Here is a 24,922-nt window from a genome sequence, read left to right as displayed (position 1 = left end):
AAATTATTTTTGCACGGGGGCTTTACAGCCTTCAATCTCCTCCGTAAGATGCGCCCCACAACGACGGCACTGCCAAGTTGTAGTTGAAATCAAACGAAATATCGAATGAAATCAACGAACTGCCCAGATGGTGAAATTGGTAGACACGCCAGCTTCAGGTGCTGGTGACCGCAAGGTCGTGGAAGTTCGAGTCTTCTTCTGGGCACCAATTCAACGAAACCGAGCTTAGGCTCGGTTTTGTGCATTTTGCGGTTTGAAAAGTCAAGTGTTGCAAAACAGCCGTTAGCGTAGATCACTTCCCCCTGCCCTGTCCTCGCTGCAAATGAATCATCCTGCCGTCTCCCCAATAAATTCAAAAATTCAGTTGCACTCCCGCGAAAAATCTAATTAAATCAGCGCCATGCCCAGATGGTGAAATTGGTAGACACGCCAGCTTCAGGTGCTGGTGACCGCAAGGTCGTGGAAGTTCGAGTCTTCTTCTGGGCACCAAACAAACAAAACCGAGCCGAGTGCTCGGTTTTGTGCTTTCTGGGGAGCTGCAATTGCCCCCCCCTTAGAGCGAAACTACGCTCGAAATTGCCCCAGACTAGCCTTCAGCTGCGCGGCAAGCCTGTCCAGCGTCTTGCCGCTGGCGGTCGTTTCCACCACCGCCTGGGCAGCCTTCTCGGCCTGGGCGTGAATAACCTCTACCCGCCCACGCACCGCTTGCGCGCCCTGAGCCTGATGCTCTGCCGCTCGGGTCGCCAGGCCAATCGCCGCATGAACCTGCTCGACCGACACCTGCACAGAGTGCTGCAGCCGCGCGCTGTCTTTCAGCACTGCGAGCCCTTCCTTGGCCTGACGACCGGCGAGACCAATCGTTGCCACTGCTTCGCGCGCCCCGGATTGCAGCTTGGCGATGTGTTGCTGGATATCGCCCGTCGAGCTTTGCGTCTTGCTCGCCAACGCGCGCACTTCATCGGCGACAACGGCGAAACCTCGACCGGTCTCACCGGCGCGCGCGGCCTCAATGGCAGCATTAAGGGCAAGCAGATTGGTCTGCTCGGCGATGCCATGGATCACTTCCAAAACCACTTCAATCTGCTGGCTTTGCTGCGCCAGCCGCTCGATGACCTGGGCGCCGGTGTCCACCTGCCCGGCCAGCGCCTCGATCAAACTGCCGACCTGATTGGAGGTGCGCGTGTTCTCATCAGTCGCTTGACGAATATCCACCACCTGCCGCAACGCCGCCTGCATCGCCTGGCTCTCGGCCTGCGCCTCGTCAGCCATCTGTGCCAACGCTTGAAGGCTGGCAGCCACCTCATCGCGCTGCAATTCAGCTGCCGCGCCAGCTCCTGCATTGCGTTTGCTCATGGCGCCAATCTCGACGCCAGTCTGCTGCGCCACATCCCCCGCCTCCCGGACGATCGGCTGCAACTTATCGACAAAGCGGTTCACGGCAGCAGCCATGTCGCCTATCTCATCGTTGCTGTTGAGTTTGACGCGCTTGGTCAGATCGCCTTCACCTGCCGCCAGATCATCCAGCGCACGGTTGAGCAACTGCAAGCGCAGCACCACGCGGCGCCCCAGCACAATCGCCAACACCACCAGCACGCCGAGCCCCACCAGGGACAGCCCGACGCCGATCCTCCAGCGCAAGGTGGACGCAGCTTCCTGTACGGCAGAACTGGTATTGGTCGCCATCGCAGCGGCCGACGATTGCGCTGTTTGCAGACGCGAGCGCAATGCGGCAGAGCTCTCGGCCGCAGCGCCGCCCAAGCTCTCCGAGACCAGTTGATCACCGCTGCCGATCAGCGCAGCGAAGCGCTTGTCCAGCGCCGCCAGATTCTCTTCTACCGAGGTGGTTGACACGCCCATGCGGACTTTGCCGATCTCGACGCCATTGGGGCTGATGGACGCTTCAACGTAGTAAACCGAAGGGTCTTTCTGCGCCGCGTTCAGGACCTTGTCCATGGCGCGCTCACCCTCGCCTTTCGCCAACAGGGTCTTGATCGATTCGTTCTCGCGGTTCAGATAACGCGTTAGGTGCTCGCCCTGGGCATCGTCGTAGACCACGAACAGCACGTTCGGATTGCGTTGCGCACGGCGCGCGAACTCCGACAGCGTCGGCGTATCGCCATCCCACATCGCCCGTGGCGCGACAGCTGCCAGCAGCTCGGCCATGTCCGTCGCCGAATCCCGAAGGTCTTTCTCCAGCGTCGCACGCAGTTGCGCCTGCTCATCTTTAAGGCGCGTCGAGAGGCCGGCACTCAGGCGCTGACGAGTATTTTGCGAAAGACTGTCCAGACTGGACGTTACGTCACGGCTCGCCTGCTCCAGCTCGCCGGTCAAGTGTTGCGAATCTACACCCAGCCGTGCCGCCAGCTCAGCTTCGAGCGCAGTGACGGTGCTCCGAGTGAGGGCGACGGCAACCAGCACTTGCACCAGAAGGGCGATACCAAGAGCAATGAATACGGGCCGCAGCAAGCGGCTGCGCAGAAGAGAATTAACGGCCGACACAGGAGATCCCTCGCCATACACGCCATCAAAATGATGGCATCGTTTTATAAGCGGAATCACAGCAAGGGTCGTGCCGCAGTGGCGAGTAGTTTCCAGCGGGCAAAACAAAGGGCCGCCAAGGCGACCCTTTATTTGCGCTTCAACGACTTATCAGTCGAACGGATGACGCAGAACGATCGTCTCGTTGCGGTCAGGGCCCGTCGAAATAATGTCGATCGGTGCGCCGACCAGCTCTTCAAGACGCTTGATGTAAGCGCGGGCGTTGGCAGGCAGCTCTTCCAGGGTCTTGGCACCCAGGGTCGATTCTGACCAGCCCGGCACTTCTTCGTACACCGGCTCCAGGCCGATATAGCTGTCGGCGTCGGTCGGGGCGTCGATCACTGCACCGTTCTCGTTCTTGTAGCCCACGCAGATGTTGATGGTCTCGAGACCGTCAAGCACGTCCAGCTTGGTCAGGCAGATGCCCGAGATGCTGTTAACGTCGATGGCGCGACGCAGGATAACGGCGTCGAACCAGCCACAGCGACGCGCACGGCCGGTGGTTGCCCCGAACTCGTGGCCGCGCTTGGCCAGGAACGCGCCGACATCGTCGAACAGCTCCGTCGGGAACGGACCCGAACCCACGCGAGTGGTGTAGGCCTTGGTGATGCCCAAGATGTAATCCAGGTACATCGGCCCCATGCCCGAACCGGTAGCGATGCCGCCGGCAGTGGTGTTCGAACTGGTGACGTACGGGTAGGTACCGTGGTCGATGTCCAGCAGCGAACCCTGAGCACCTTCGAACATGATGTCTTTGCCGGCGCGGCGCATTTCGTGCAGCGTTGCGGTCACGTCGAGCATCATCGGCTTGAGCAGTTCGGCGTATTCCATGCACTCGTCGAGTGTCTTCTGGAAGTCGATCGCCGGCTCTTTGTAGTAATTGACCAGAACGAAGTTGTGGTAATCCAGGAGTTCGCCCAGCTTGGCGGCGAAGCGCTCGCGGTGGAATAGATCACCGATGCGCAGACCACGACGCGCAACCTTGTCTTCGTAAGCCGGGCCGATGCCACGACCAGTGGTGCCGATCTTGTGCTCGCCACGGGCCTTTTCGCGGGCCTGATCAAGGGCCACGTGATAGGACAGGATCAGCGGGCAGGACGGGCTGATGCGCAGACGCTCGCGCACCGGAATGCCTTTATCTTCCAGCTTGGTGATTTCACGCATGAGCGCATCAGGCGCGACGACCACACCGTTGCCGATCAGGCACTGCACGCCTTCGCGCAGGACGCCGGACGGAATCAGGTGCAGGACGGTTTTTTCGCCGTCGATCACCAGTGTGTGGCCAGCGTTGTGGCCACCTTGATAACGCACTACCGCGGTTGCATGTTCGGTCAGCAGATCAACGATCTTGCCTTTGCCCTCATCACCCCATTGGGTGCCCAGGACTACGACATTCTTACCCATAACACTTGTCCTCATTCGCGCAAACTTGGCGCCGGCAGCGGCCGGCGGGGAAACTTAAGAGGCCAGCGGCATTACCTGCCAACGCTCGCCCTGCTGAATCAATTGCCGATCACAGTCGGCGTCTAGCGCTGCTGAAACCGGTTGGCCTGGCAACGCCTGAACCACACGCTGACCTTCAGCGCGCAACTGGCAGACCGTTTGCCACAGCGCCGCATCAGTGCTGTCCGGCATCCAGATACCGCCAGACGGTAGCTCGATCTGCGCCTGGCCGCGTGTCACCAAGGTTTTCAAATCGGTGGAAAAACCCGTCGCCGGTCGCGCGCGACCGAAATCGGCACCAATGTCATCGTACCGACCGCCCTGGGCGATCGACTGGCCAACACCCGGGACGAAGACCGCAAAGACCACGCCAGTGTGGTAGTGGTAGCCGCGCAATTCGCAAAGGTCAAAGTACAACGGTAGCTCAGGGAATCGGGCCGAGAGACGTTCGGCGATTTCCTGCAGATCATCCAGCGCCTCAATGACCGCCGCCGGCGCATTCGCCAGACGGTCGCGGGCCTGCGCCAATACCGTACGGTCGCCACACAGATCCACCAGCGCACGCAACATGCTGGCCAGGTCGGTCGGCAGACCTTCGGTCAACGCAATGACCTCGTCGATGGCTTTGCGCTGGAGTGCATCAAACAGCTGTTGCTCGACTTCACCGGACAATCCGGCAGCGCGGGCAAGACCGCGGTAAATCCCGACGTGCCCCAGGTCCATATGGACGTCTGGCACATCCGCCAATTGCAGCATCGCCAGCATGAGGCTGATGACTTCGACGTCACTGCTCGGGCTCGCGTCGCCGTACAGCTCGGCACCCAACTGGATCGGGCTGCGCGAGGACGACAATGCACGCGGCTGGGCATGCAGCACGCTGCCGGCGTAGCAGAGGCGGCTTGGGCCTTCGCGACGCAGGGTGTGGGCGTCGATGCGGGCGACCTGTGGCGTGATGTCCGCGCGGAAACCCATCTGCCGGCCCGATTGCGGGTCGACCACTTTGAAGGTGCGCAGATCCAGATCCTGGCCCGCACCGGTGAGCAGTGATTCGAGGTATTCGATGTGCGGGGTCACGACAAATTCGTAGCCCCAGCTCTGAAACAGATCCAGCACCTGACGACGCGCGACTTCAATGCGCGCAGCTTCCGGCGGCAGTACTTCTTCGATGCCATCCGGCAGCAGCCAGCGGTCAACCGTTGCCATTACGCCTTTCCCCTATGATCCGGGCGGCCGGCCCTTGGGCAAGCCTTGAGTGAAGCAGACAGCATTCTGCGGACGCAGGGCAAGGGAATGTCCCCTGCCCGATGCGCCGCACTATCGCGAACACCGTCCTCGAAAAAACTGCCGCGCACGGAACACGCCACGGCCAATCAATCGTGCAGACGCAAAAAAGCCGGGAATTTCCCGGCTGCCGCATCATACACACGTTTTGTCGCGCGATCACCCCGACGGGCAGTTTTGCCGCCCGGCGGAGTGATCAGGTGCTGATGCGATTACGGCTTGGCTTTTTGCAAATAGCGGAAGAACTCGCTGCTTGGGTCCAGCACCATCACGTCGCTTTTATTGGCGAAGCTTTCACGGTAGGCGCGCAGGCTACGGTAGAACGCGTAGAACTCCTGATCCTGACCGTAGGCCTTGGAGTAGATCGCAGCCGCTTGAGCATCACCATCACCGCGTGCCTCTTCAGACTCCCGATACGCTTCAGCCAACAGAACGCGGCGCTGACGATCGGCGTCGGCACGGATGCCTTCCGCCAGCTCGTTACCCTTGGCGCGGTGCTCACGGGCCTCACGCTCACGCTCAGTGCTCATACGCTCGAACACGCTGCGGTTCACTTCCTTCGGCAGGTCGATGGCCTTGACTCGAACATCAACAACTTCGATGCCCAGCTCTTTGCCGGCCATGGTGTTCAGAGACGCAGTGATGTCAGCCATCAGTGCGTCACGCTCACCTGAAACCACCTCGTGCAGCGTGCGCTTGCCGAACTGGTCACGCAGACCGGATTCGAGACGACGGGAGAGACGCTCATCGGCGATCTGCTTCAGGCCGGAAGTCGCGGTGTAGAAACGCTCAGCGTCCTTCACGCGCCATTTGGCGTAGGCATCGACCATCACGGCTTTCTTTTCCAGCGTCAGGAAACGCTGAGTCGGCGCATCGAGGGTCATCAAGCGACCATCGAACTTGCGCACCTGATTCACGTAAGGAATCTTCACGTGCAGGCCTGGCGAAACATCCGCCTGAACCACGCGACCGAATTGCAGCAGCACCGCGCGCTCGGTCTGAGCGACGATGTAGAAGCTGTTCCATGCGACCACGGCCAACACGACGCAGACAATCAGGGCAACCAGAGATTTATTGCTCATCAGCGAGTCTCCCTAGTGCGCGTGTCACGTTGCTGTTGCATGTCCGCTGCCCGTGAGCCCGGATCTGCCGGTGCAGCAGCAGCGCCGCCCGTGGCAGACGAGCTGGAACCGTTACGGCTGCTATCGATCATTTTGTCCAACGGCAGATAAAGCAGGTTGTTCTGACCTTTGTCGCCGGTCACAAGTACCTTGCTGGTGTTGCTGAAGACTTCCTGCATGGTGTCCAGATACAGACGTTCACGCGTGACTTCCGGTGCCTTGCGGTACTCGGCGACCAGCTTGGTAAAACGATCCGCCTCACCCTTGGCCCGAGAAACCACTTCATCGCGATAGCCGTTGGCGTCTTCGACAATACGCTGAGCCTGACCGCGCGCTTCCGGGATCACACCGTTGGCGTAGGTTTCAGCCTGGTTACGTGAGCGCTGTTCGTCTTCACGGGCGCGGATCACGTCATCGAACGCTTCCTGGACTTCGCGCGGCGCCGCAGCGCTCTGCACGTTGACCTGAGTCACGGTGATGCCGGTGCGATAGGTATCGAGGAAGCGTTGCAGCCGCTCCTTGATTTCGCTGGCCATCAACTCACGACCTTCAGTCAGCACCTGGTCCATGGCGGTCGAACCCACCACATGACGCAAGGCACTTTCGGTCGCATGCTGCAGGCTGACTTCAGGCTGATCAACGTTCAGCACAAAATCCTGCAGATTGGTGATTTTGTACTGCACGGTCAGCGGCACTTCGACGATGTTCTCGTCTTCGGTGAGCATCTGGCCCTGCTTGCTGTACGCACGTTCACGCGTCACGTTTTCGAGGTACTTGCGATCAAACGGCGGGAAATAGATATTCAAACCCGGCCCGACGGTTTCATAGTACTTGCCGAAGCGCAGCACAACAGCCTGCTCCTGCTCGTCGACCACATAGATTGCGTTGTACAGCCAGATGGCGAGCAGCACGACCAGACCGATGCCGAGCAGGCCGAGGCCACCGCCCTTGCTCGATCCACCGCCGCTGCCGCCGCCATCGCCACTGCGTTTCTTGCCACCACCGAACAACCCATTCAGGCTTTCCTGCAGCTTACGGAAGGCCTCGTCGAGATCCGGTGGCCCCTTGCGGTCGCCGCCCTTGCGCTTACCACCCCAAGGATCCTGATTATTCGAGTTGCCACCCGGCTCATTCCAAGCCATAGCGCTCTCCATCTGATAAAGCAAAGACGCACCCACGGCGCGCCGACCAATGCTACAGAATGCCCGTCGAAGCGGTACAACCGCTTTGTCAGGCTTTTATTGCAAAGTGTGTTGCTCGATGAATTCCAGCGGCTGCAGTCCTTCGCGACTCACCAGGCGATTGAATTCAACTCGGGGTAACCGAACAGCCAAAAGACTCTGACCTTCTTCGTCGTGCTCTTCGCTCTGCACCGCACCCAGGTTGAAAAACTGGGCACGCAACCGGGCGAACTCCTGCGTGAGGCGCAGCGTCCCCACGAAGAGGTCATTGCCCAACACTTCGGCAATGGCTTGCTTGAGCAAGTCCAGACCGCGTCCATCACGGGCAGAAACCCAGACCCGCTGCGGCTTGCCATCGGCATCGCGCTGGATCTGCGGCTCAACCCCTTCGAGCAGATCGAGTTTGTTATACACCTCAAGCATCGGCAAGTCCTGGGCCCCAATCTCGCCCAGCACCACCATGACCTGCTCGATCTGCTCAAGGCGATCGGGCTCATGAGCGTCAATCACATGCAGCAGCAGATCGGAGTTGCTCGACTCTTCGAGCGTAGCCCGAAAGGCCTCGACCAGCTTGTGCGGCAAATGACGGATGAAACCCACCGTATCAGCCAGCACAATTGGCCCAAGGTCTCTGACTTCAAGGCGGCGCAGGGTCGGGTCAAGGGTCGCGAACAGCTGATCGGCCGCGTAGACGTCGGAGTCGGTCACCGCATTGAACAGCGTTGACTTGCCGGCGTTGGTATAGCCGACGATCGAAACCGTAGGGATGTCGGCGCGGGACCGGCCACGACGGGCCTGATCACGCTGACTGCGAACTTTTTCAAGTCGGCCCTTGATCTGACGCAGACGCACACGCAACAGGCGCCGGTCCGTTTCTAGTTGGGTTTCACCCGGACCGCGCAGACCGATACCGCCACCCTGACGCTCAAGGTGAGTCCAGCCACGGACCAGCCGCGTACTCATGTGCTCAAGCTGGGCCAGTTCAACCTGCAGCTTGCCTTCATGGGTGCGCGCCCGTTGGGCGAAGATGTCGAGAATCAGGCCCGTACGGTCAAGCACGCGACACTCGAAAACACGTTCGAGGTTACGTTCCTGACTGGGTGTAAGGACATGATTGAAGATGACGATATCTGACTTTTCGGTTTTGACCAGGTCGCGCAATTCCTCGACCTTGCCGCTGCCTACCAGATACTTTGCCGTTGGCCGATGCCTTGGCACGTTGACGAACGAGACAATGTCGGCGCCGGCCGACAGCGCCAGCTCCCTGAACTCCTGCGGATCTTCGCGCGCCTCAGGGTCCTGACCATCCAAGTGAACGAGGATCGCCCGCTCACCACCACTGTGGCGCTCAAAGAACAAAGCAGACTCCTATCAGGCGTTACCTGGCTCGGCGTCAGCCTGCTCGGATTCGGTAGCGCTAGGCAGACGAATCGGGCGGACGGGAACGACAGTCGAGATGGCGTGTTTGTAGACCATTTGGCTGACAGTGTTCTTCAGCAAAATAACGAACTGGTCAAAGGATTCGATAGTGCCTTGCAGCTTGATACCGTTTACCAGATAGATCGAAACCCCAACCTTCTCTTTACGCAAAGTGTTCAGGTAAGGGTCTTGTAGCGAATGCCCTTTTGACATGTGCCGCACTCCTTTAAGGATCAATAGAATAAATTCGAAAACATTGGCTTGGGCCGCTACCTCCCGAAGGCTATCCCCCAAGGATAGACGGCTATTGCAAGGACTCAGCTCAATATGGAGACCGACCCCAGGTATTTCAAGGCGCGTGGCAGATTGTCGCAAGCCAGGCTGTCCAACCAGTGCAAATTCTGCCAGCTGCGTAACCAGGTGAACTGCCTCTTGGCCAGCTGGCGCGTGGCAATGATGCCGCGCTCCTGCATCTGGTCCCGAGTCAGCTTGCCGTCCAGATGATCCCAGACCTGGCGATACCCTACAGCTCTAATAGACGGTAAATTCGAGTTCAGATCACCCCTCGAACGTAGCGCTACGACTTCTTCAACGAATCCTTCATCAAGCATTTGCCTGAAACGCACAGCGATTCGGTCGTGGAGCACCTTGCGATCCGTCGGTGCGATCGCGAGATTTGCGACAGTATAGGGCAATTGATGACGCCCCGAAGCGCTCGCTTGAGCACTTTGCGCACTTTGTTGTTCCCGATGCGCGGTCATGCTCATGCCGCTGACCCGAAAGACTTCCAGCGCGCGAACCAGCCGCTGGGGATCGTTGGGGTGAATTCTCGCCGCCGACACCGGATCGATGCTCGCCAGCTCATCATGCAACGACTGCCAGCCCTGACTGGCCGCTTGCGCCTCAATCTGCGCACGAATCTCGGCGTCAGCCGCAGGCATATCGGCCAGGCCCTCCAGTAGAGCTTTGAAATACAACATCGTGCCGCCCACCAGCAGGGGAATTTTTCCCCGGGCGGTAATTTCCGCCATGGCGTGCAAGGCATCGGTTCGAAAATCCGCCGCAGAGTAGCTCTGGCTCGGGTCGAGGATATCGATGAGACGGTGCGGATACGTCTCCAGCAGCGCTTTTGATGGCTTGGCAGTGCCGATGTCCATGCCGCGGTACACCAGCGCGGAATCCACGCTGATCAGCTCACACGGAAGCACTTTGGTCAGCTCGATGGCGAGATCGGTTTTCCCGGCGGCGGTCGGCCCCATCAGAAAGATGGCCGGAGGAAGAGCACTCATCAGCGACCGCGCAGGAATAATTTGTCCAGATCATCCAGACCCAGCTGGGTCCAGGTGGGCCGTCCATGGTTGCATTGACCGCTGCGCTCGGTGTTTTCCATGTCACGCAGCAGCCCGTTCATTTCCGGGATGGCCAGCCGGCGATTGGCGCGGATCGCACCGTGGCACGCCATGGTGCCGAGCAGCTCATTCATGTGCGCCTGAACGCGATCGCTGGTGCCGTACTCCATCAGATCGCCCAGCACATCGTGCACCAGTCGATTCGCCTCAGCCTGTTTCAGCAGCGCGGGGATCTGCCGGATAGCGAGAGTCTCCGGCCCAAGGCGCTGCAACTCGAAGCCCAGCTGCTGGAAGGTGACCATGTGTTCCTCGGCGCAGTCGGCTTCGCGCTGGCTGACCGCAATGGACTCCGGCACCAGCAGCGGCTGACCGCTCAGGCCTTCGCTGGCCATGGCGATCTTCAAGCGCTCGTACATGATTCGCTCATGGGCCGCGTGCATGTCCACCAGCACCAGGCCGTGGGCGTTTTCCGCGAGGATATAAATGCCCTTGAGCTGAGCGAGTGCATAACCCAGTGGCGGAACATCGCCCTGGGATTCGGGAAGCGACACGCTGCCTGCGCTCGCCGACGCCTGCACGCCGGGCAGAGGGGCAAAGAATTCGCTGTAAGCGGCACGCGCCTCTTCAGCCGGAAGCACCGACGACGGCCGCGGCGTGTACTGATACTGGTAACCCGCACCACTGCCAGAGCCTGGCGCGGATCCGGCCGGCGGATTCCACGCCTGACCTTGTGGCGTTTCGAGCACGTTATTGGCCAGGCGCATTTCGCCCTGGGGCCCGAACTCGCCGGCATCCGGCCCGCTTGGACGCACCAGCGCGGTAACCGAGGTGGTGCCCGCGAGCTGATCTTCAGGTCGTACATCGCCGAGGGCGCGATGCAGCGTGCCGTAGAGGAAATCGTGAACCATGCGCCCGTCGCGGAACCGCACTTCGTGCTTGGTCGGGTGGACGTTGACGTCGACGACCGCCGGATCGACTTCGAAAAACAGCACGAAGGTCGGATGCCGGCCGTTGAACAGCACGTCGCGGTAAGCCTGACGCACAGCGTGGGCAACCAGTTTGTCGCGCACTGCACGGCCATTGACGAAGAAATACTGCAGATCGGCCTGACTGCGCGAGAACGTCGGCAGCCCCACCCATCCCCACAACCTCAAACCGTTGCGCTCGACCTCGATCGGCAGCGCCTGCTCCAGAAACCCGGGGCCGCAAATAGCCGAAACCCGACGCGCGCGCGCGACGTCATCGTGGGCTTCATGCAGGCTCAGGACAGTCTTGCCGTTATGGCGCAAATGAAAGGCCACATCGAACCGAGCCAGCGCCATGCGCTTGATTACCTCCTGGAGGTGATCGAACTCGGTTTTCTCGGCTTTAAGAAACTTGCGCCGCGCAGGGGTGTTGAAAAAAAGGTCACGCACTTCCACGGAGGTGCCGACGGGATGCGCAGCGGGCTGAACACGGGAAGCCATGTCGCGGCCTTCGGTCTCGACCTGCCAGGCCTGATCGGCGTCGCGCGTGCGAGACGTCAACGTCAGGCGCGCCACGGAACTGATCGACGCCAGCGCTTCGCCCCGGAAGCCAAGGCTCATGACTCGCTCAAGGTCTTCCAGGTCGCGGATCTTGCTGGTGGCATGTCGGGCCAGTGCCAGGGGCAGATCATCGGAGGAGATGCCGCCGCCGTCGTCGCGAACCCGCAACAGTTTGATGCCGGCTTGCTCGACGTCGACATCAATACGGCGCGCGCCGGAATCAAGGCTGTTTTCGAGCAGTTCCTTGATCACCGAAGCCGGGCGCTCGACGACCTCGCCCGCAGCAATCTGGTTGGCGAGCCGCGGGCTCAGCAACTGGATACGCGCAGCCTGGGCCGCCGGTAGATCGGGGCTTACGCTGACATCCAGTTCTTGGTCACCGAGCAGCAGGTCAGTCACGGCTCACCTGCCAGTTCTGCGCTGGGGATTCTCAGCTCCTGCCCGACTTTCAGCTCGTCAGAGCTCAGATGATTGGCGGTACGAAGCATCGGCATGGTCATGTCGTAGCGCGCCGCGATCATGCTCAACGACTCGCCGGGACGCACCGTATGCTCGCGTGCGCCCATGGCCAGCTTGCCGTTATCCCGCAGCCAGGCGATGTACGTGCCTTGCGGCGGATTCTGCTGGAAGAACTGCTTCACGCCCGCCGTGATGGAGCGCGCCAGGGCCTGCTGGTGGCTGGTGCCTTGCAGCTTGTTCGCTTCGGCCGCGTTGGAGATGAAGCCGGTCTCGACCAGAATCGACGGAATGTCCGGCGACTTCAGCACCATGAAGCCGGCCTGCTCGACGCGGGACTTGTGCAGCGAGGTTACGCGGCCGATGTTGGTCAGGACCTTCTGGCCGACGTTCAGGCTTGAAGTCAGTGATGCGGTCATCGACAAATCGAGCAGCACACCCGCGAGCATGCGGTCTTTGTCATCGAGACTCACGGCCCCGGCGCCACCGATCAAGTCGGAACGGTTTTCACTGTCCGCCAGCCAGCGTGCTGTTTCGGAGGTCGCGCCGCGTTCCGACAGGGCAAACACCGAAGCGCCGAAGGCCGCCGAAGAAGGCGCCGCGTCGGCATGAATGGACACGAATAGATCAGCACCTTTGGCGCGGGCAATTTCCGTGCGCTTACGCAGCGGGATGAAGTAGTCGCCCGTACGGGTCAGCTCGGCGCGGTAGCCCTTTTCGCCGTTGATCTGGCGCTGAAGCTCCTTGGCAATCGCGAGCACGACGTTCTTTTCTTTCTCACCGCGACCGCCGGACGCACCCGGATCTTCTCCGCCGTGACCGGCATCAATGACGACAACGATGTCGCGCTTGCCGTTGGGCACAGGGGTAAGCTTGATTTCAGGCTTGGACGGGCTGACCGGCACCACTGCGGGCGTCGCAGGCGCGGTGGTGGCCGGGGTATCGGCAACCGACGGCGGCGGATTGGCATCGGCGGCGTTGTCGTACAGGTCGACCACCAGACGGTTGCCGTATTGCTGGTTCGGCGCGAGGGTGAAGCTCTTCGGCGTCACGGCCTTCTTCAGGTCGATGACCACGCGCAGGTCGTCAGGCGTGCGTTGCGCCGAGCGCATGCTGGTGATCGGCGTGTTGGCCGTCGGCACGTTCAGCGGCCCACCCAGGGTGGCGCCGTTGATGTCGATGACCAGACGGTCAGGGGACTGCAGCGTGAAGACACTGTGCTGAACAGGGCCAGACAGGTCGAAAACCAGCCGCGTGTTATCCGGGGCACGCCATAAGCGGACACTTCGTACCTGTGAAGCGGCCAACGCGTCGACAGCCAGTGTCGCCAGCAGCAGTCCTATCACAGTAACCAGCGCGCGCATGCGCATACCAAACCCCATATCTATTGAATGTCTATTTAAACGAAGGCGCCAAAGCGGCACACCACATCTCGCCACGCGAGCTTTTTGGGCTCAACGTCAACGCTCGACCTTCGTCGAGCGGCCTTATGGTAATGATCAGGTCAGGCTTTGGCAAAAAGCCTGCACCAAGATTGGGCCATTCGATAAGACAAAGGGCATCGCCGTCGAGATAGTCCCGGATGCCGAGGAATTCTAGCTCTTCTGGATCAACAAGTCGGTAGAGATCAAAGTGATACGCGCGGTTTCTACCAATTTCGTAAGGTTCTACCAGCGTAAACGTCGGACTTTTTACCGCGCCGGTATGCCCCAGGCCGCGAATGATCCCTCGGGACAGCGTGGTCTTGCCGGCCCCCAGATCGCCCTCCAGAAAAATAATCCCATTGCTTTCAGTCACTTGGGCAATACGTGCGCCGAAGTGGGTCATGGCCTCTTCACCCATGAGCGCCAGGGTTAACTCAGACACGGTTGGTGCTCCTCCAGAAGCTGGCGAATAACAGGAATCAGATCAGCGGCAGCCAGCCCTCGCCCGCCGGCGCCGCATTGCTCACCAGCGAAGGCGTGCAGCCAGACGCCCAGACAAGCAGCGTCATAGGCGCTCATCTTTTGCGCCATCAGCGCGCCGATGACACCGGACAAGACATCGCCCAGCCCGCCGGTCGCCATCGCCGGATGGCCGTGATCGGCCAGTGAGAGGTCACCTGCCGGGTTGGCGATCAGGCTGCCGCTGCCTTTTAAAACGCATACAGCATTGAATTTCCTGGCCAGCGCACGCGCCGCAGCCGGACGATCGGCTTGAATGTGTTTCGTGTCGGTGCCCAGCAGGCGCGCGGCTTCGCCAGGATGCGGGGTGATCACGCTGCCCTCGGGCAATTGCACGGCACCGGTCGCCAGCTCGTTCAGCGCGTCGGCATCCCAGACCTGCGGCAACGGCGCGTTCGCGGCCGCAGACAACAGGCTTTTTCCCCAACTGTGCTGGCCGAGCCCCGGACCCACCACCAGCACCGACGCAGGCTCAATCAAGGCGAGGAGCTGGTTGGCCGAGCTGATGCCGGCGCTCATCACTTCAGGGAATCGCGTCAGCGCGGCGCTGATATGTTCCGGCCGCGTGGCCAGCGTGACCATGCCGGCGCCGGTGCGCAGCGTGCTTTCGGTGGCGAGCAATGCTGCGCCGCCGAAACCTCGATCGCCGCCCACCACCAGCACGCGACCAAACATGCCCTTGTGTGCGACGCGTGAGCGAGGCGCCAGGGTGGGCAGATTGAAGGTGTCCAGCCGTTTGACGCTGACGGGGGTTTGCCGAATGATCTCGGCGTCCGCCTGCAAGTCATCGAACACCAGCTCGCCGACCAGTTCGGGCGCATCGCCAGTGAACAGCCCGACCTTGAGGCCAATGAAGGTGACGGTCAGATCGGCGCGGACGGCGACGCCCAGTGTTCGGCCGGTGTCGGCGCAGAGCCCTGAAGGGAGATCGACGGCCACTACGGGCAATCCACTGTCGTTGATGGCTTCAATGGCCGCCGCGTAAGGATCGCGCACGTCCCCCGTCAGCCCTGTGCCCAGCAGCGCGTCGACAACGATGCCGGCCAGCGCCTGCTGTTGCCAGGGCTGAATATCGACCTTGGCGGCAACCGCTTCTTCATAAGCGGATCGAGCGTCGCCGCCCAGCGCTGCGCAGTCACCCACAGCCAGCACGTGAACGTGCCAGCCGGCACGCCGGGCCAGCGCAGCCACGAGGTAGCCGTCGCCGGCGTTGTTGCCGCGACCGCTCATCACTGTCAGCTGCCTGCCCTCGGGCCAGCGACGACGTATTGCCCGCCATGCAGCATGGGCAGCGCGCTGCATCAGCTCAAAGCCGGGCGTGCCGGCAGCAATCAGGCGTGCGTCGAGGTCGCGCACCTGAGCGGCGCTGTACAGTGCGTCGGGAAATGGGGGTTTGCTGTGCAACATGCGTCTTTGGGCTCCGATGTCTGGCAGAATTATACGCACCTGCGCCCCGGTGTCCTCTTTGCATGTCCGCGATAACTGTAGACCCATCCACAGCTCCAGAGCCTCTAACGGCAGCCGGGCTGACCGACCTTGCCCAATCGATCAAGGGTTGGGGGCGCGAGCTTGGCTTTCAGCAAGTCGGAATCTCGGGGCTGGACCTGGCCGACCACGAGCAGCACCTGGAGCGCTGGCTCGACGCCGGGTACCACGGCGAGATGGACTATATGGCAGCGCATGGCAGCAAACGTTCGCATCCGGACGAGCTGGTGCCAGGAACGCTGCGCGTGGTGTCGTTGCGCATGGACTATCTGCCCGGCGATACGCAGATGGCTCAGTTGCTGGGGCAGCCCGAGAAAGCCTACGTCTCGCGGTACGCGCTGGGGCGTGATTACCACAAGCTGATCCGCAAGCGCGTGCAGCAACTGGCGGAGCGCATTCAACAGGCGATCGGGCCATTCGGGTTTCGCGCGTTCGTCGACAGCGCGCCGGTGCTGGAGAAGGCCATTGCCGAGCAGGCCGGGCTGGGCTGGATCGGCAAGAACACCCTGGTGCTCAATCGCAAGGCCGGCAGTTATTTCTTTCTCAGCGAGCTGTTCGTCGACCTGCCGCTGCCGGTAGACGCCCCACACGCCACCGAGCATTGCGGGCGCTGCACGGCCTGCCTGGACGTGTGTCCGACCAACGCCTTCGTCGGACCCTACGTGCTGGATGCGCGAAAGTGTATTTCCTATCTGACCATCGAGCTGAAGACGTCGATCCCCGAAGATTTGCGTGCGTTGATCGGCAATCGGGTGTTCGGCTGCGATGACTGCCAGATCGTCTGCCCGTGGAATCGCTTCGCACGGCCAACCGATCAAACGGACTTCAAACCCCGTCACGGCCTTGATAACGCCGAATTGACGACGCTGTTTTTATGGGACGAAACGACCTTCCTGAGCAACACCGAAGGCTCACCGTTGCGGCGCGCCGGGTATGAGCGGTGGTTGAGAAATCTGGCCGTGGGGCTGGGTAACGCGCCGTCTACCATCCCCGTGATCGAAGCGCTGAAAGCGCGGCGGGAGCATCCGTCAGAGATGGTGCGCGAGCATGTTGAATGGGCGTTGGGGCAGCATGACGCCAGAGCCCCAGGGCGCTTGTTGTAATCGCGCGCCGGTTCAGTGCCCGTCCTTGTAAACAAACTTCGGCATTTCCCAGCGAAACTTGATCGCCAGCAGCCGCAGTAACAATCCGCCAAACAGCGTGATCAGCGTGCCCTGCTCCACCGGCAATCCGGCGTACTGGCACAGCAAAAAGCACCACGCGGCGGCGAACGATACGCTGGCATACAGCTCGCGACGGAAGATCAGGGGGATGTCGTTGCAGAAAATGTCCCGCAGGATTCCCCCAAACACGCCGGTGATCACCCCGCTCACGGCGGCGACGGTCATGCTCAAGCCCATGTCCAGCGCGGTCATGCAGCCGATCAGGGTAAACGCCACCAATCCCAGTGCATCGAGCACCAGAAACAGCGAGCGCAGATGGCGCATCAGCGGTGCGATGAAGATGGTCACCAGCGCTGCAATGCTGGTAAGGATCAGGTATTCCGGGTGCTTGACCCACGTCAGCGGATAATGCCCCAGCAGCACGTCGCGAACCGAACCGCCGCCCAGCGCCGTGATGCAGGCGATCAGCACCACACCGAACCAGTCCATGCCGCGACGGCCTGCGGACAGCGCGCCGGTCATGGCTTCGGCCGTAATGGCGATCAGGTAGAGCATCAACAACATGGCGGCAGTCCCTGCGAGAAAGGGGCGCAGTCTAACCACTCGACCGGGGCACCAAAAGAGAGCGTTTGGTTTAGCGCTCTCTCCAGGCGACTGCGATTGGCCGCCGGCGCCCTGCTGTCACGACTTGATGAAGTGCTCGCGGTAGAAACGCAGCTCGGCGATCGACTCACGGATATCGTCCAGCGCCAGGTGCGTGCTGCCCTTCTTGAACTTGAGGTCAGGGGACCAGCGTGCAGCCAGTTCCTTGAGGGTCGAGACGTCGAGGTTGCGGTAGTGAAAGTAGTTTTCCAGCGTCGGCATGCGCTTGTACAGGAAGCGACGGTCCTGGCAGATGCTGTTGCCGCAGATGGGCGAACTGCGCTCGGGCACCCACTGCTTGATGAACTCAAGCGTCATGGCCTCGGCTTCGTCGTTGGAGATTTTGCTTTCGCGCACGCGCTGGGTCAGGCCGGAACCGCCGTGCTGGCGGGTGTTCCATTCGTCCATGCCGTTCAGCAGCTCGTCGCTCTGATGAACCGCAATGACCGGGCCTTCGGCCAGGGTGTTGAGTTCGCTGTCGGTGATGATGGTTGCCATCTCGATGATGACGTCGTTATCAGGGTCCAGACCGGTCATTTCCAGGTCGATCCAAATAAGATTCTGTTTGTTCTGCATATGTCGGCTCCTCAGCGTTGGCGCGCAGTTTAGCCCACCCGGGCGTGCTAGACTCGCCCGCGCTTTATCAAATCAGCACCTTTATGCGTCTTCAAACGGAACACTGAACACCCATGGCCAAACGCCAACTCAACCGCCGCCAGAACTGGCGCATCGAAAAGATTCAGGGCGAACGCGCCGCGCGTGCCGCCAAACGTGAATCAACCGCTCTCGAAACGCTGGAAGGCGGCGATCTCGGTCCCGAGCAAACGGGCCTTGTCATCGCGCACTTTGGCGTGCAGGTAGAAGTCGAAGCGCAGGACGGCGAGCTGCAGGGTCAGGTTTTCCGCTGTCACTTGCGCGCCAACCTGCCGGCGCTGGTCACCGGCGACCGAGTCGTGTGGCGCGCGGGTAATCAGGGCATCGGCGTCATCGTTGCGCAGTTGCCCCGCGATACAGAACTGAGCCGCCCGGACAGCCGGGGCCAGCTCAAGCCGGTCGCCGCCAACGTTGACTTGATCGTCATCGTTTTCGCACCGATGCCCGAACCCCATGCCAATCTGATCGACCGCTACCTGGTGGCCGCTGAGCATGCGGGGATTCGCCCGTTGTTGCTGTTGAACAAGTTTGACTTGATCGACGATCAGAACGCCCCGGCGCTCAATGCGCTGCTGGCGGTGTACCGCACGCTGGGTTATCCCGTGCTGGAAGTTTCGGCCCACCACGGCGATGGCATGCAGCAGTTGCAGGACCAGCTGGATGGCCACATCAGTGTGTTCGTCGGTCAGTCCGGCGTTGGCAAATCCTCGCTGGTCAACAGCCTGCTGCCGGAAGTCGGCACGCGCGTCGGGCCATTGTCGGAGTATTCGGGCCAAGGCACGCACACCACGACCACCGCGCGCCTGTTCCACTTCCCGCGCGGCGGCGACCTGATCGACTCACCGGGTATTCGTGAATTCGGCCTGGGCCACGTCAGCCGTGCAGACGTCGAAGCGGGTTTTATCGAGTTCAACGACCTGCTCGGCAGATGCCGCTTCCGCGACTGCAAACACGACCGCGAACCCGGTTGTGCCTTATTGCAGGGCCTTGCAGACGGCCGCGTGCAGCAACAGCGCATGAACAGCTATCGCTCGATCATCGCCAGCTTGCCGGAAAGCAGTTATTGATTCAGCGGTAGTGGCCAATCCGATTTAGGCCTTCCCGGCTGAAGCCGGTCCTACTGACTGCGGTCCCAGCGCTTGAACTGCGCAAACAAAAACGCCGCGATCATCGCGGCGTTTTTGTGTCTGCAACCCAGATATCAGTTCTTGGTTTCGTCGATCTTCAGCTGGCCCTGATCGAAGATGTTCAGCTTCTGCCGAATCTCGTGGGGCTGGGCATAAGCCTGGGGATCAACTGCCGGTGTGGAAATTGACGCCCCCGGCTGATTGGCCGGTGCGGTAGCGCCAGGTGCCGGCAATGGCGCAGCGGCTCCAGGCGCATCCGGGGTTTGCGGTGCTTCGCCTGAATTCTGCGCGCCTTCGATCCGCTGCTGGGCTTTCTTGGTCATCACCACAATGTCGATGCGACGGTTGATCGGATTTTGCGGGTGCTCTTTGTCGTACAGTGCCGAAGACGCATAACCCACCACGCGCGCCACCTGCTGATCCGGATACCCACCCGCGAGCAGCGCACGACGAGCAGCGTTCGCTCGACCGGACGACAGCTCCCAGTTGCCGAAGCCGTTGTTGCCAACAAAAGGGGTCGCATCGGTGTGACCACTGATGCTGACTTTGTTCGGCACCGCTTTAATGGTGTCGGCCATGGCCAGCAAGATGTCTTCGAAATACGGTTTGAGCTTCGCACTGCCGATGTCGAACATCGGACGGTTTTCGGCGTCCGTGATCTGGATACGCAAGCCGTCCTGAGTAATCTCGAACAGAATCTGGTCCTTGAACTTCGCCAGTTGCGGATTCTCGTTGATCTTGTTCTGCAACTCTTGCAGCAACATTTCCAGACGGTCCTGCTCGACCTGCTCGGCGGCGGCGTCCTGCTGATCCGCGTCGACCGGCACACGATCCGGCGAAGGCGTGGATTGCACCTCCGGGTTCAGCGTCTGGTCCGGGGACATTTCCGGCGAACCGCCCAGGTCAATGACGTAGGGCGAGCCGCTGTCGGAAAACCCGACCGGGTCCTTGAAGTAACCGGCGATGGCGAGCAGTTGCTCCGGCGTGGCAGACGACATCAGCCACAGCACCAGGAAGAACGCCATCATCGCCGTCGCGAAGTCGGCAAATGCGATTTTCCAGGCGCCGCCGTGATGCCCTCCGCCATAGCGCTTGACGCGCTTTATGATGATCGGCTGATTATTTTCCATGGATCAACGACCGCGGACAGCTTGTTCCAGCTCGCTGAAGCTGGGGCGATGGGCCGGATACAGAACCTTGCGACCGAACTCCACGGCCAGCGAAGGCGGCACGCCGGACGCGGACGCTACGAGGGAAGCTTTGATCGATTCATAGACGTTCATTTCTTCCTTGGCATCGTGGGCCAGGGAAGTGGCCAACGGGCCGAAGAAACCGTACGCCGCGAGAATACCGAAGAAGGTACCGACCAGCGCCGCGCCGACGTGCATGCCGATCGCCGCTTTGTCGCCGGAACCCAGGGAGGCCATGGTCACCACGATACCCAGTACCGCAGCAACGATACCGAAACCTGGCATGGCATCGGCGACACCGGTCACGGCGTGGGAAGGATGCTCGAGCTCTTCTTTCATGCTCAGCAATTCCATGTCGAACAAGCCTTCCAACTCGTGGGGCGCCATGTTGCCGGAAGACATGATGCGCAGGTAATCGCAGATGAAAGCAATCATGCGGGTGTCTTTGAGCACGCCAGGGTATTTGGCGAAAATCGGGCTGTTCTCGGGTTCCTCGATGTCGCCTTCGATGGCCATCATGCCTTCGCGACGGCTCTTGTTGAGGATCTCGTAGACCAGGCCCAGCACTTCGAGGTAGTAGCCATGGGTGAACCGGGTGCTGAACATCTTCAAGGACTTCTTGATGACCAGCATGGTCATATAGCCCGGGTTGGCTTGCAGGAATGCACCCAGCGCCGCACCGCCGATGATCATGACCTCGAAAGGCTGGATCAACGCTGCGATCTGACCGTGGGACAGGACGTATCCGCCGAGAACGCTCGCGAAAACGACGATGATGCCGATAATTTTTGCCATAGGTAGAAAATACTTACTGAGTCGGGTTCATGGTCATTGTGCGAGAAGCGCTTGAAACTCTTGTCCTGCTTATCGGCATGAATGCGCCAGACTATAGTCAGATCACAGGAAAATGCTGACCGGTGCGTCGCAACGGACGTTGCGCCACGAGGGCCAGCATGATGCCAGTATCCGACATCGATCTAACCTCCCAGCCGTACGGGTGTTGTGAATGCAATCAGATAAAGCTTCTTCGCTACCTGTCCCGCGCACCCTGGATCAATGGATAAAACAACTCGACGGCATCGCCCTGCCGGTGCCCGGGGTGGCGCATCAGCGCGTGCAGGCAGCATTGACCGACAGTCGCCGCTCGCTGCGCGATATTGCCGATCTCATGCAGGACAGCCCGGCGCTGGTGCTCAACGTTTTGCGTGACGCCAACCTGAACAGCCCCGCCACCGCCCAGCCTGCGGAGAGCCTTGAAGTCGCCATCAACCGATTGGGCCTGGCGCGCACCGAAGCGCTGTTGGCGCGACTGCCCAGTGTCGATGCACGGGATATTCCGGTGGCGCTCCGTCAGCTACAGCTGATCAGTCAGCACGCCATGCAGCAGGCTTACGGCCTGTTCGCCAATCAACTGGCGAGGCTGTGGCAGGACATCCATCTGGGCAGCCTGCTGTTTCTGTCGCCGCTCTGGCCGATGGCCTTGGCGCATCCCAAGCTGCTGGAAGAGTGGGAGTTGAGGGTTATCCACAAGGGAGAGTGCGCGAAGGCTGTGGAAAACGCTCTGTTTGGCGTGCGGCTGGTGGATTTGTGTCTGGGGCTGGCACAGCATTGGCGCCTGCCGATCTGGGTGACCCAGGGTTACGAACTGCTGACCTCACAGCAACGCAATCTGGTGAGAGTGCTGCGCATCGCCCACAGCAACGACGACCCGGTCAAGCAGCAACAGCAACTCGACGCCGACTTGCCGCTGCGCCGCTGGCTCAACCAGCCTGCCAATACCATCCTGCTGGCCAACGGTCTTGCGCTGTCGGCGCACCAGGCTTGGGACACGCCGCACAACCTGCGCTGGCAGCTGCTGACCAGCCTGTATCTGCAGCAGCCACTGGATGATCTCCAACAGCAGGTTCACCAGAGCGCGGCCGCCAGCGCTCGCCAGCATTCCGGCCCGGATATCTGGCACCCCGCGCAGGCGTTGCTCTGGCCGTGGCATGCACGACGGATACATAAAGGCTTGCTGCCCGCCCCGCCACCCTCGCCCGACGCCCTGCAACTGTGGCGCAAGCACTGCGCGGATCTGTTGAAAGAGCCCGGCATTTTCATCAACGCGATACACCTGACCACCTGCGCCCGGGACGCTCTGGTGGCGGCGGGCATGCAGCGGGTGGTGTTGCTGATGACCGATCGCAAGACCGACAGCCTGCGTGTGCATCAGATTGCGGGTGTGGACAAGTCGGCCGCGGCGTTGCTGGTGCCTTACAAAGACAGCACCGTGCTGCAACGCCTGCTCGCCCAGCCCACGCAATTACGCCTGACGCCGGCCAACAACGCTCAGTTTTCGGCGCTGCTGCCGCCACAACTGCGCAATTTGTTCAGCGGCGAGAACCTGCTGATCCGCTCACTGGCCAGCAACGGACGCGTGGTGATGATGGTGATGGCCGATCAGGGCGGTGGCCCGTTTTCCGAGATGTCCGTCCAGGCTTTCGGAAAAACCGGTCAGTGCATCGAGAAAGCGCTTACTGCCTTTAGCCATCGCAATGGCTGACGGCTGAGCTACAATTCGCAACCTTTTCGCGATCCGGAGACGCTAGATGTCTGCCTTTTCAAGCTTGCCGCTGGTCATCGAGCCCGCAGACCTGCAAGCACGCCTCAGCGCGCCAGAGCTCATTCTGGTCGACCTGACCAGCCCGGCCCGCTACGAGGCCGGCCACCTTCCCGGCGCGCGATTCGTCGATCCGAAGCGTACGCAACTGGGCCTGCCGCCAGCGCCGGGGCTGCTGCCCTCGCACACGCAACTGGAAGCGCTGTTCGGCGAACTGGGCCACAACCCCGACGCGGTATACGTGGTGTATGACGACGAAGGCGGCGGCTGGGCCGGCCGGTTCATCTGGCTGCTCGACGTCATCGGACACAAAAAGTATCACTATATCGACGGTGGCCTGCTCGCCTGGCAAGCCGAAGGCCTGCCGCTGTCGACTGAGGTGCCGAAAGCCGTTGGCGGTCCGGTTTCGCTGACTCTGCACGACGAGCCCACGGCCACCCGCGAATACCTGCAAAGCCGCCTGGGCGCTGCTGACCTGGCGATCTGGGACGCGCGCGCGCCGACCGAGTACTCCGGCGAAAAAGTCGTCGCTGCGAAGGGAGGTCACATTCCCGGCGCCGTGAACTTCGAATGGACCGCCGGCATGGATCAGGCGCGCCACCTGCGCATCCGCAAGGACATGCCGAAGATCCTTGAAGACTTGGGCATCACTCCGGAGAAAGAAATCATTACCCACTGCCAGACCCATCATCGCTCGGGCTTCACCTATCTGGTGGCCAAGGCGCTGGGTTACCCGAGGGTCAAGGGCTACGCCGGCTCCTGGGGCGAATGGGGCAACCACCCGGACACCCCGGTCGAGACTTGAAATCGGCCCGACAGGGCGTCGATCCGCATTCCCCTCTTTCAACGTTTTTAGGAATCTTGATGAAACAGCGTCTGTTTATCCTTTTCCAGTATCTGCTTCCCCACCATCTGCTGTCGCAACTGGCAGGCTGTGTGGCCGAATGCCGCGTGCGCTGGTTCAAAAATGCCTTCACTCAATGGTTCGCGCGCCGCTATCAGGTCGACATGTCCCAGGCTCAGGTCGAGGACATCACCGGGTACGCGCACTTCAATGACTTCTTCACCCGCGCCCTCAAGCCGGGCGCGCGTCCACTGGACCCAGCCCCGGGCGCGATTCTTTCCCCTGCCGACGGCGCGGTCAGTCAACTGGGCCCAATCGAACACGGCCGGATTTTCCAGGCCAAAGGCCACAGCTACAGCGTGCTTGAACTGTTGGGCGGCGATGCGCGCCTGTCCGCGCCGTTCATGGGTGGCGAGTTCGCGACCGTTTACCTGTCGCCGAAGGACTATCACCGCGTTCACATGCCGCTCGCCGGCACCCTGCGCGAAATGGTTTACGTACCGGGCCGGCTGTTCTCGGTGAACCAGACCACGGCGGAAAACGTGCCGGAGCTGTTCGCCCGTAACGAGCGCGTTGTTTGCCTCTTCGATACCGAGCGCGGTCCGATGGCCGTCGTGCTGGTGGGCGCCATGATCGTCGCCTCGATCGAAACCGTCTGGGCAGGTCTGGTGACGCCGCCCAAGCGCGAGCTCAAGACTTTCCGTTACGACGAAGCCGCGCGCGCGCCCATTCATCTGGAAAAAGGCGCCGAACTGGGTCGGTTCAAGCTGGGCTCCACGGCCATCGTGCTGTTTGGCCCGAATCAGGTGAAATGGTCCGAACTGCTGGCGGCCGGTTCGCCGGTGCAAATGGGTCAGGGCCTCGCTTTGCCATTGCAGGCCTGATTCTTGCGTAAGCTAGTCCCCTGAGAGCGTGATGCTGTTTTTCTGGCGCTGACGGCACCAAGGCGTCGCGCAGCATT

General features: G+C 61.1%; 21 protein-coding genes and 2 tRNA genes. 7 read left to right on the top strand and 16 right to left on the bottom strand.

The genetic code is table 11. The features are described 5' to 3' along the window. Positions 1–121: 121 nt before the first annotated feature. Positions 122–208, top strand: a tRNA-Leu gene (locus QWI18_RS14165). A 194-nt stretch (positions 209–402) separates the two neighbouring features. After that, positions 403–489 (top strand) — tRNA-Leu (locus QWI18_RS14160). A 75-nt stretch (positions 490–564) separates the two neighbouring features. Here the strand turns inward: QWI18_RS14160 and QWI18_RS14155 are convergent. The 12 genes from QWI18_RS14155 to QWI18_RS14100 form a co-directional block, all read right to left on the bottom strand. Next, positions 565–2,499 carry a methyl-accepting chemotaxis protein gene (locus QWI18_RS14155; protein ID WP_369319099.1) on the bottom strand — a complete coding sequence of 645 codons (1,935 nt, stop codon included), beginning with the start codon at positions 2,497–2,499 and terminating at the stop codon, positions 565–567. Between the two features lie 150 nt (positions 2,500–2,649). Further along, the gene (locus QWI18_RS14150; protein WP_065987799.1) at positions 2,650–3,942 is read right to left on the bottom strand and encodes an adenylosuccinate synthase; all 1,293 of its coding nucleotides are present in this window, start codon (positions 3,940–3,942) and stop codon (positions 2,650–2,652) included. 54 nt (positions 3,943–3,996) lie between these two features. Next, positions 3,997–5,184 (bottom strand): ATP phosphoribosyltransferase regulatory subunit, encoded by a 1,188-nt coding sequence (locus tag QWI18_RS14145; protein ID WP_369319098.1) that lies wholly within the window; start codon positions 5,182–5,184, stop codon positions 3,997–3,999. Positions 5,185–5,474: 290 nt separating this feature from the next. Beyond that, positions 5,475–6,344, bottom strand: a complete 870-nt coding sequence (gene hflC / locus QWI18_RS14140; RefSeq protein WP_065987801.1) for a protease modulator HflC — start codon at positions 6,342–6,344, stop codon at positions 5,475–5,477. Next, positions 6,344–7,525, bottom strand: a complete 1,182-nt coding sequence (gene hflK / locus QWI18_RS14135; RefSeq protein WP_065987802.1) for an FtsH protease activity modulator HflK — start codon at positions 7,523–7,525, stop codon at positions 6,344–6,346. Before hflK ends, hflC begins: the two co-directional genes overlap by 1 nt. Before the next feature lie 96 nt (positions 7,526–7,621). Continuing rightward, positions 7,622–8,923, bottom strand: a complete 1,302-nt coding sequence (gene hflX, locus QWI18_RS14130) for a ribosome rescue GTPase HflX (RefSeq protein ID WP_369319097.1) — start codon at positions 8,921–8,923, stop codon at positions 7,622–7,624. A gap of 12 nt (positions 8,924–8,935) precedes the next feature. After that, positions 8,936–9,196: an RNA chaperone Hfq gene (hfq, locus tag QWI18_RS14125; RefSeq protein WP_019691505.1), complete on the bottom strand. Its 261-nt coding sequence runs from the start codon at positions 9,194–9,196 to the stop codon at positions 8,936–8,938. Between the two features lie 104 nt (positions 9,197–9,300). Beyond that, the gene (miaA, locus tag QWI18_RS14120) at positions 9,301–10,272 is read right to left on the bottom strand and encodes a tRNA (adenosine(37)-N6)-dimethylallyltransferase MiaA (RefSeq protein WP_065987804.1); all 972 of its coding nucleotides are present in this window, start codon (positions 10,270–10,272) and stop codon (positions 9,301–9,303) included. Next, positions 10,272–12,227, bottom strand: coding sequence for a DNA mismatch repair endonuclease MutL (gene mutL / locus QWI18_RS14115; RefSeq protein ID WP_296308692.1), 1,956 nt, complete (start codon positions 12,225–12,227; stop codon positions 10,272–10,274). The genes miaA and mutL overlap by 1 nt, the downstream gene beginning before the upstream one ends. A gap of 26 nt (positions 12,228–12,253) precedes the next feature. Continuing rightward, positions 12,254–13,696 carry an N-acetylmuramoyl-L-alanine amidase gene (locus QWI18_RS14110; protein WP_208600739.1) on the bottom strand — a complete coding sequence of 481 codons (1,443 nt, stop codon included), beginning with the start codon at positions 13,694–13,696 and terminating at the stop codon, positions 12,254–12,256. Positions 13,697–13,709: 13 nt separating this feature from the next. Next, positions 13,710–14,180, bottom strand: coding sequence for a tRNA (adenosine(37)-N6)-threonylcarbamoyltransferase complex ATPase subunit type 1 TsaE (gene tsaE, locus QWI18_RS14105; RefSeq protein ID WP_369319096.1), 471 nt, complete (start codon positions 14,178–14,180; stop codon positions 13,710–13,712). Beyond that, positions 14,168–15,664: an NAD(P)H-hydrate dehydratase gene (locus tag QWI18_RS14100; protein ID WP_369319095.1), complete on the bottom strand. Its 1,497-nt coding sequence runs from the start codon at positions 15,662–15,664 to the stop codon at positions 14,168–14,170. Before QWI18_RS14100 ends, tsaE begins: the two co-directional genes overlap by 13 nt. Positions 15,665–15,726: 62 nt before the next feature. Here QWI18_RS14100 and queG point away from each other — a divergent pair, with 62 nt between their 5' ends. Continuing rightward, positions 15,727–16,845 (top strand): tRNA epoxyqueuosine(34) reductase QueG, encoded by a 1,119-nt coding sequence (gene queG / locus QWI18_RS14095; RefSeq protein ID WP_369319094.1) that lies wholly within the window; start codon positions 15,727–15,729, stop codon positions 16,843–16,845. Between the two features lie 12 nt (positions 16,846–16,857). On the opposite strand, the gene QWI18_RS14090 is transcribed toward queG, so the two are convergent. Together QWI18_RS14090 and orn are read right to left on the bottom strand one after the other, a co-directional pair. Further along, positions 16,858–17,469, bottom strand: coding sequence for a trimeric intracellular cation channel family protein (locus QWI18_RS14090; RefSeq protein ID WP_065987810.1), 612 nt, complete (start codon positions 17,467–17,469; stop codon positions 16,858–16,860). Positions 17,470–17,586: 117 nt separating this feature from the next. Then, entirely contained in the window at positions 17,587–18,123 is a 537-nt protein-coding gene (orn, locus tag QWI18_RS14085; protein WP_065987811.1) for an oligoribonuclease, read from the bottom strand. Positions 18,124–18,236: 113 nt separating this feature from the next. Here orn and rsgA point away from each other — a divergent pair, with 113 nt between their 5' ends. Further along, a complete protein-coding gene (gene rsgA / locus QWI18_RS14080; protein WP_065987812.1) occupies positions 18,237–19,268 on the top strand; it encodes a small ribosomal subunit biogenesis GTPase RsgA in 1,032 nt (343 codons plus the stop codon). Between the two features lie 134 nt (positions 19,269–19,402). On the opposite strand, the gene motB is transcribed toward rsgA, so the two are convergent. Further along, positions 19,403–20,458 carry a flagellar motor protein MotB gene (motB, locus tag QWI18_RS14075; protein WP_065987813.1) on the bottom strand — a complete coding sequence of 352 codons (1,056 nt, stop codon included), beginning with the start codon at positions 20,456–20,458 and terminating at the stop codon, positions 19,403–19,405. A 3-nt stretch (positions 20,459–20,461) separates the two neighbouring features. After that, positions 20,462–21,313: a flagellar motor stator protein MotA gene (gene motA / locus QWI18_RS14070; RefSeq protein WP_037015764.1), complete on the bottom strand. Its 852-nt coding sequence runs from the start codon at positions 21,311–21,313 to the stop codon at positions 20,462–20,464. A gap of 211 nt (positions 21,314–21,524) precedes the next feature. Here motA and QWI18_RS14065 point away from each other — a divergent pair, with 211 nt between their 5' ends. The 3 genes from QWI18_RS14065 to asd are packed head-to-tail and all read left to right on the top strand — an operon-like array spanning position 21,525 to position 24,845. Beyond that, positions 21,525–23,060, top strand: a complete 1,536-nt coding sequence (locus tag QWI18_RS14065) for an HDOD domain-containing protein (protein WP_369319093.1) — start codon at positions 21,525–21,527, stop codon at positions 23,058–23,060. Positions 23,061–23,106: 46 nt separating this feature from the next. Next, positions 23,107–23,922 carry a rhodanese-like domain-containing protein gene (locus QWI18_RS14060; RefSeq protein ID WP_296315038.1) on the top strand — a complete coding sequence of 272 codons (816 nt, stop codon included), beginning with the start codon at positions 23,107–23,109 and terminating at the stop codon, positions 23,920–23,922. A gap of 53 nt (positions 23,923–23,975) precedes the next feature. Then, positions 23,976–24,845: an archaetidylserine decarboxylase gene (asd, locus tag QWI18_RS14055; RefSeq protein WP_369319133.1), complete on the top strand. Its 870-nt coding sequence runs from the start codon at positions 23,976–23,978 to the stop codon at positions 24,843–24,845. Positions 24,846–24,922 lie beyond the last annotated feature (77 nt).

Source organism: Pseudomonas sp. W2Oct36 (assembly GCF_041060465.1).
Classification (GTDB): domain Bacteria; phylum Pseudomonadota; class Gammaproteobacteria; order Pseudomonadales; family Pseudomonadaceae; genus Aquipseudomonas; species Aquipseudomonas graminis_B.
The sequence above is the reverse complement of the archived record's forward strand: the minus strand, read 5'-3'. Positions and strand labels throughout refer to the sequence as shown.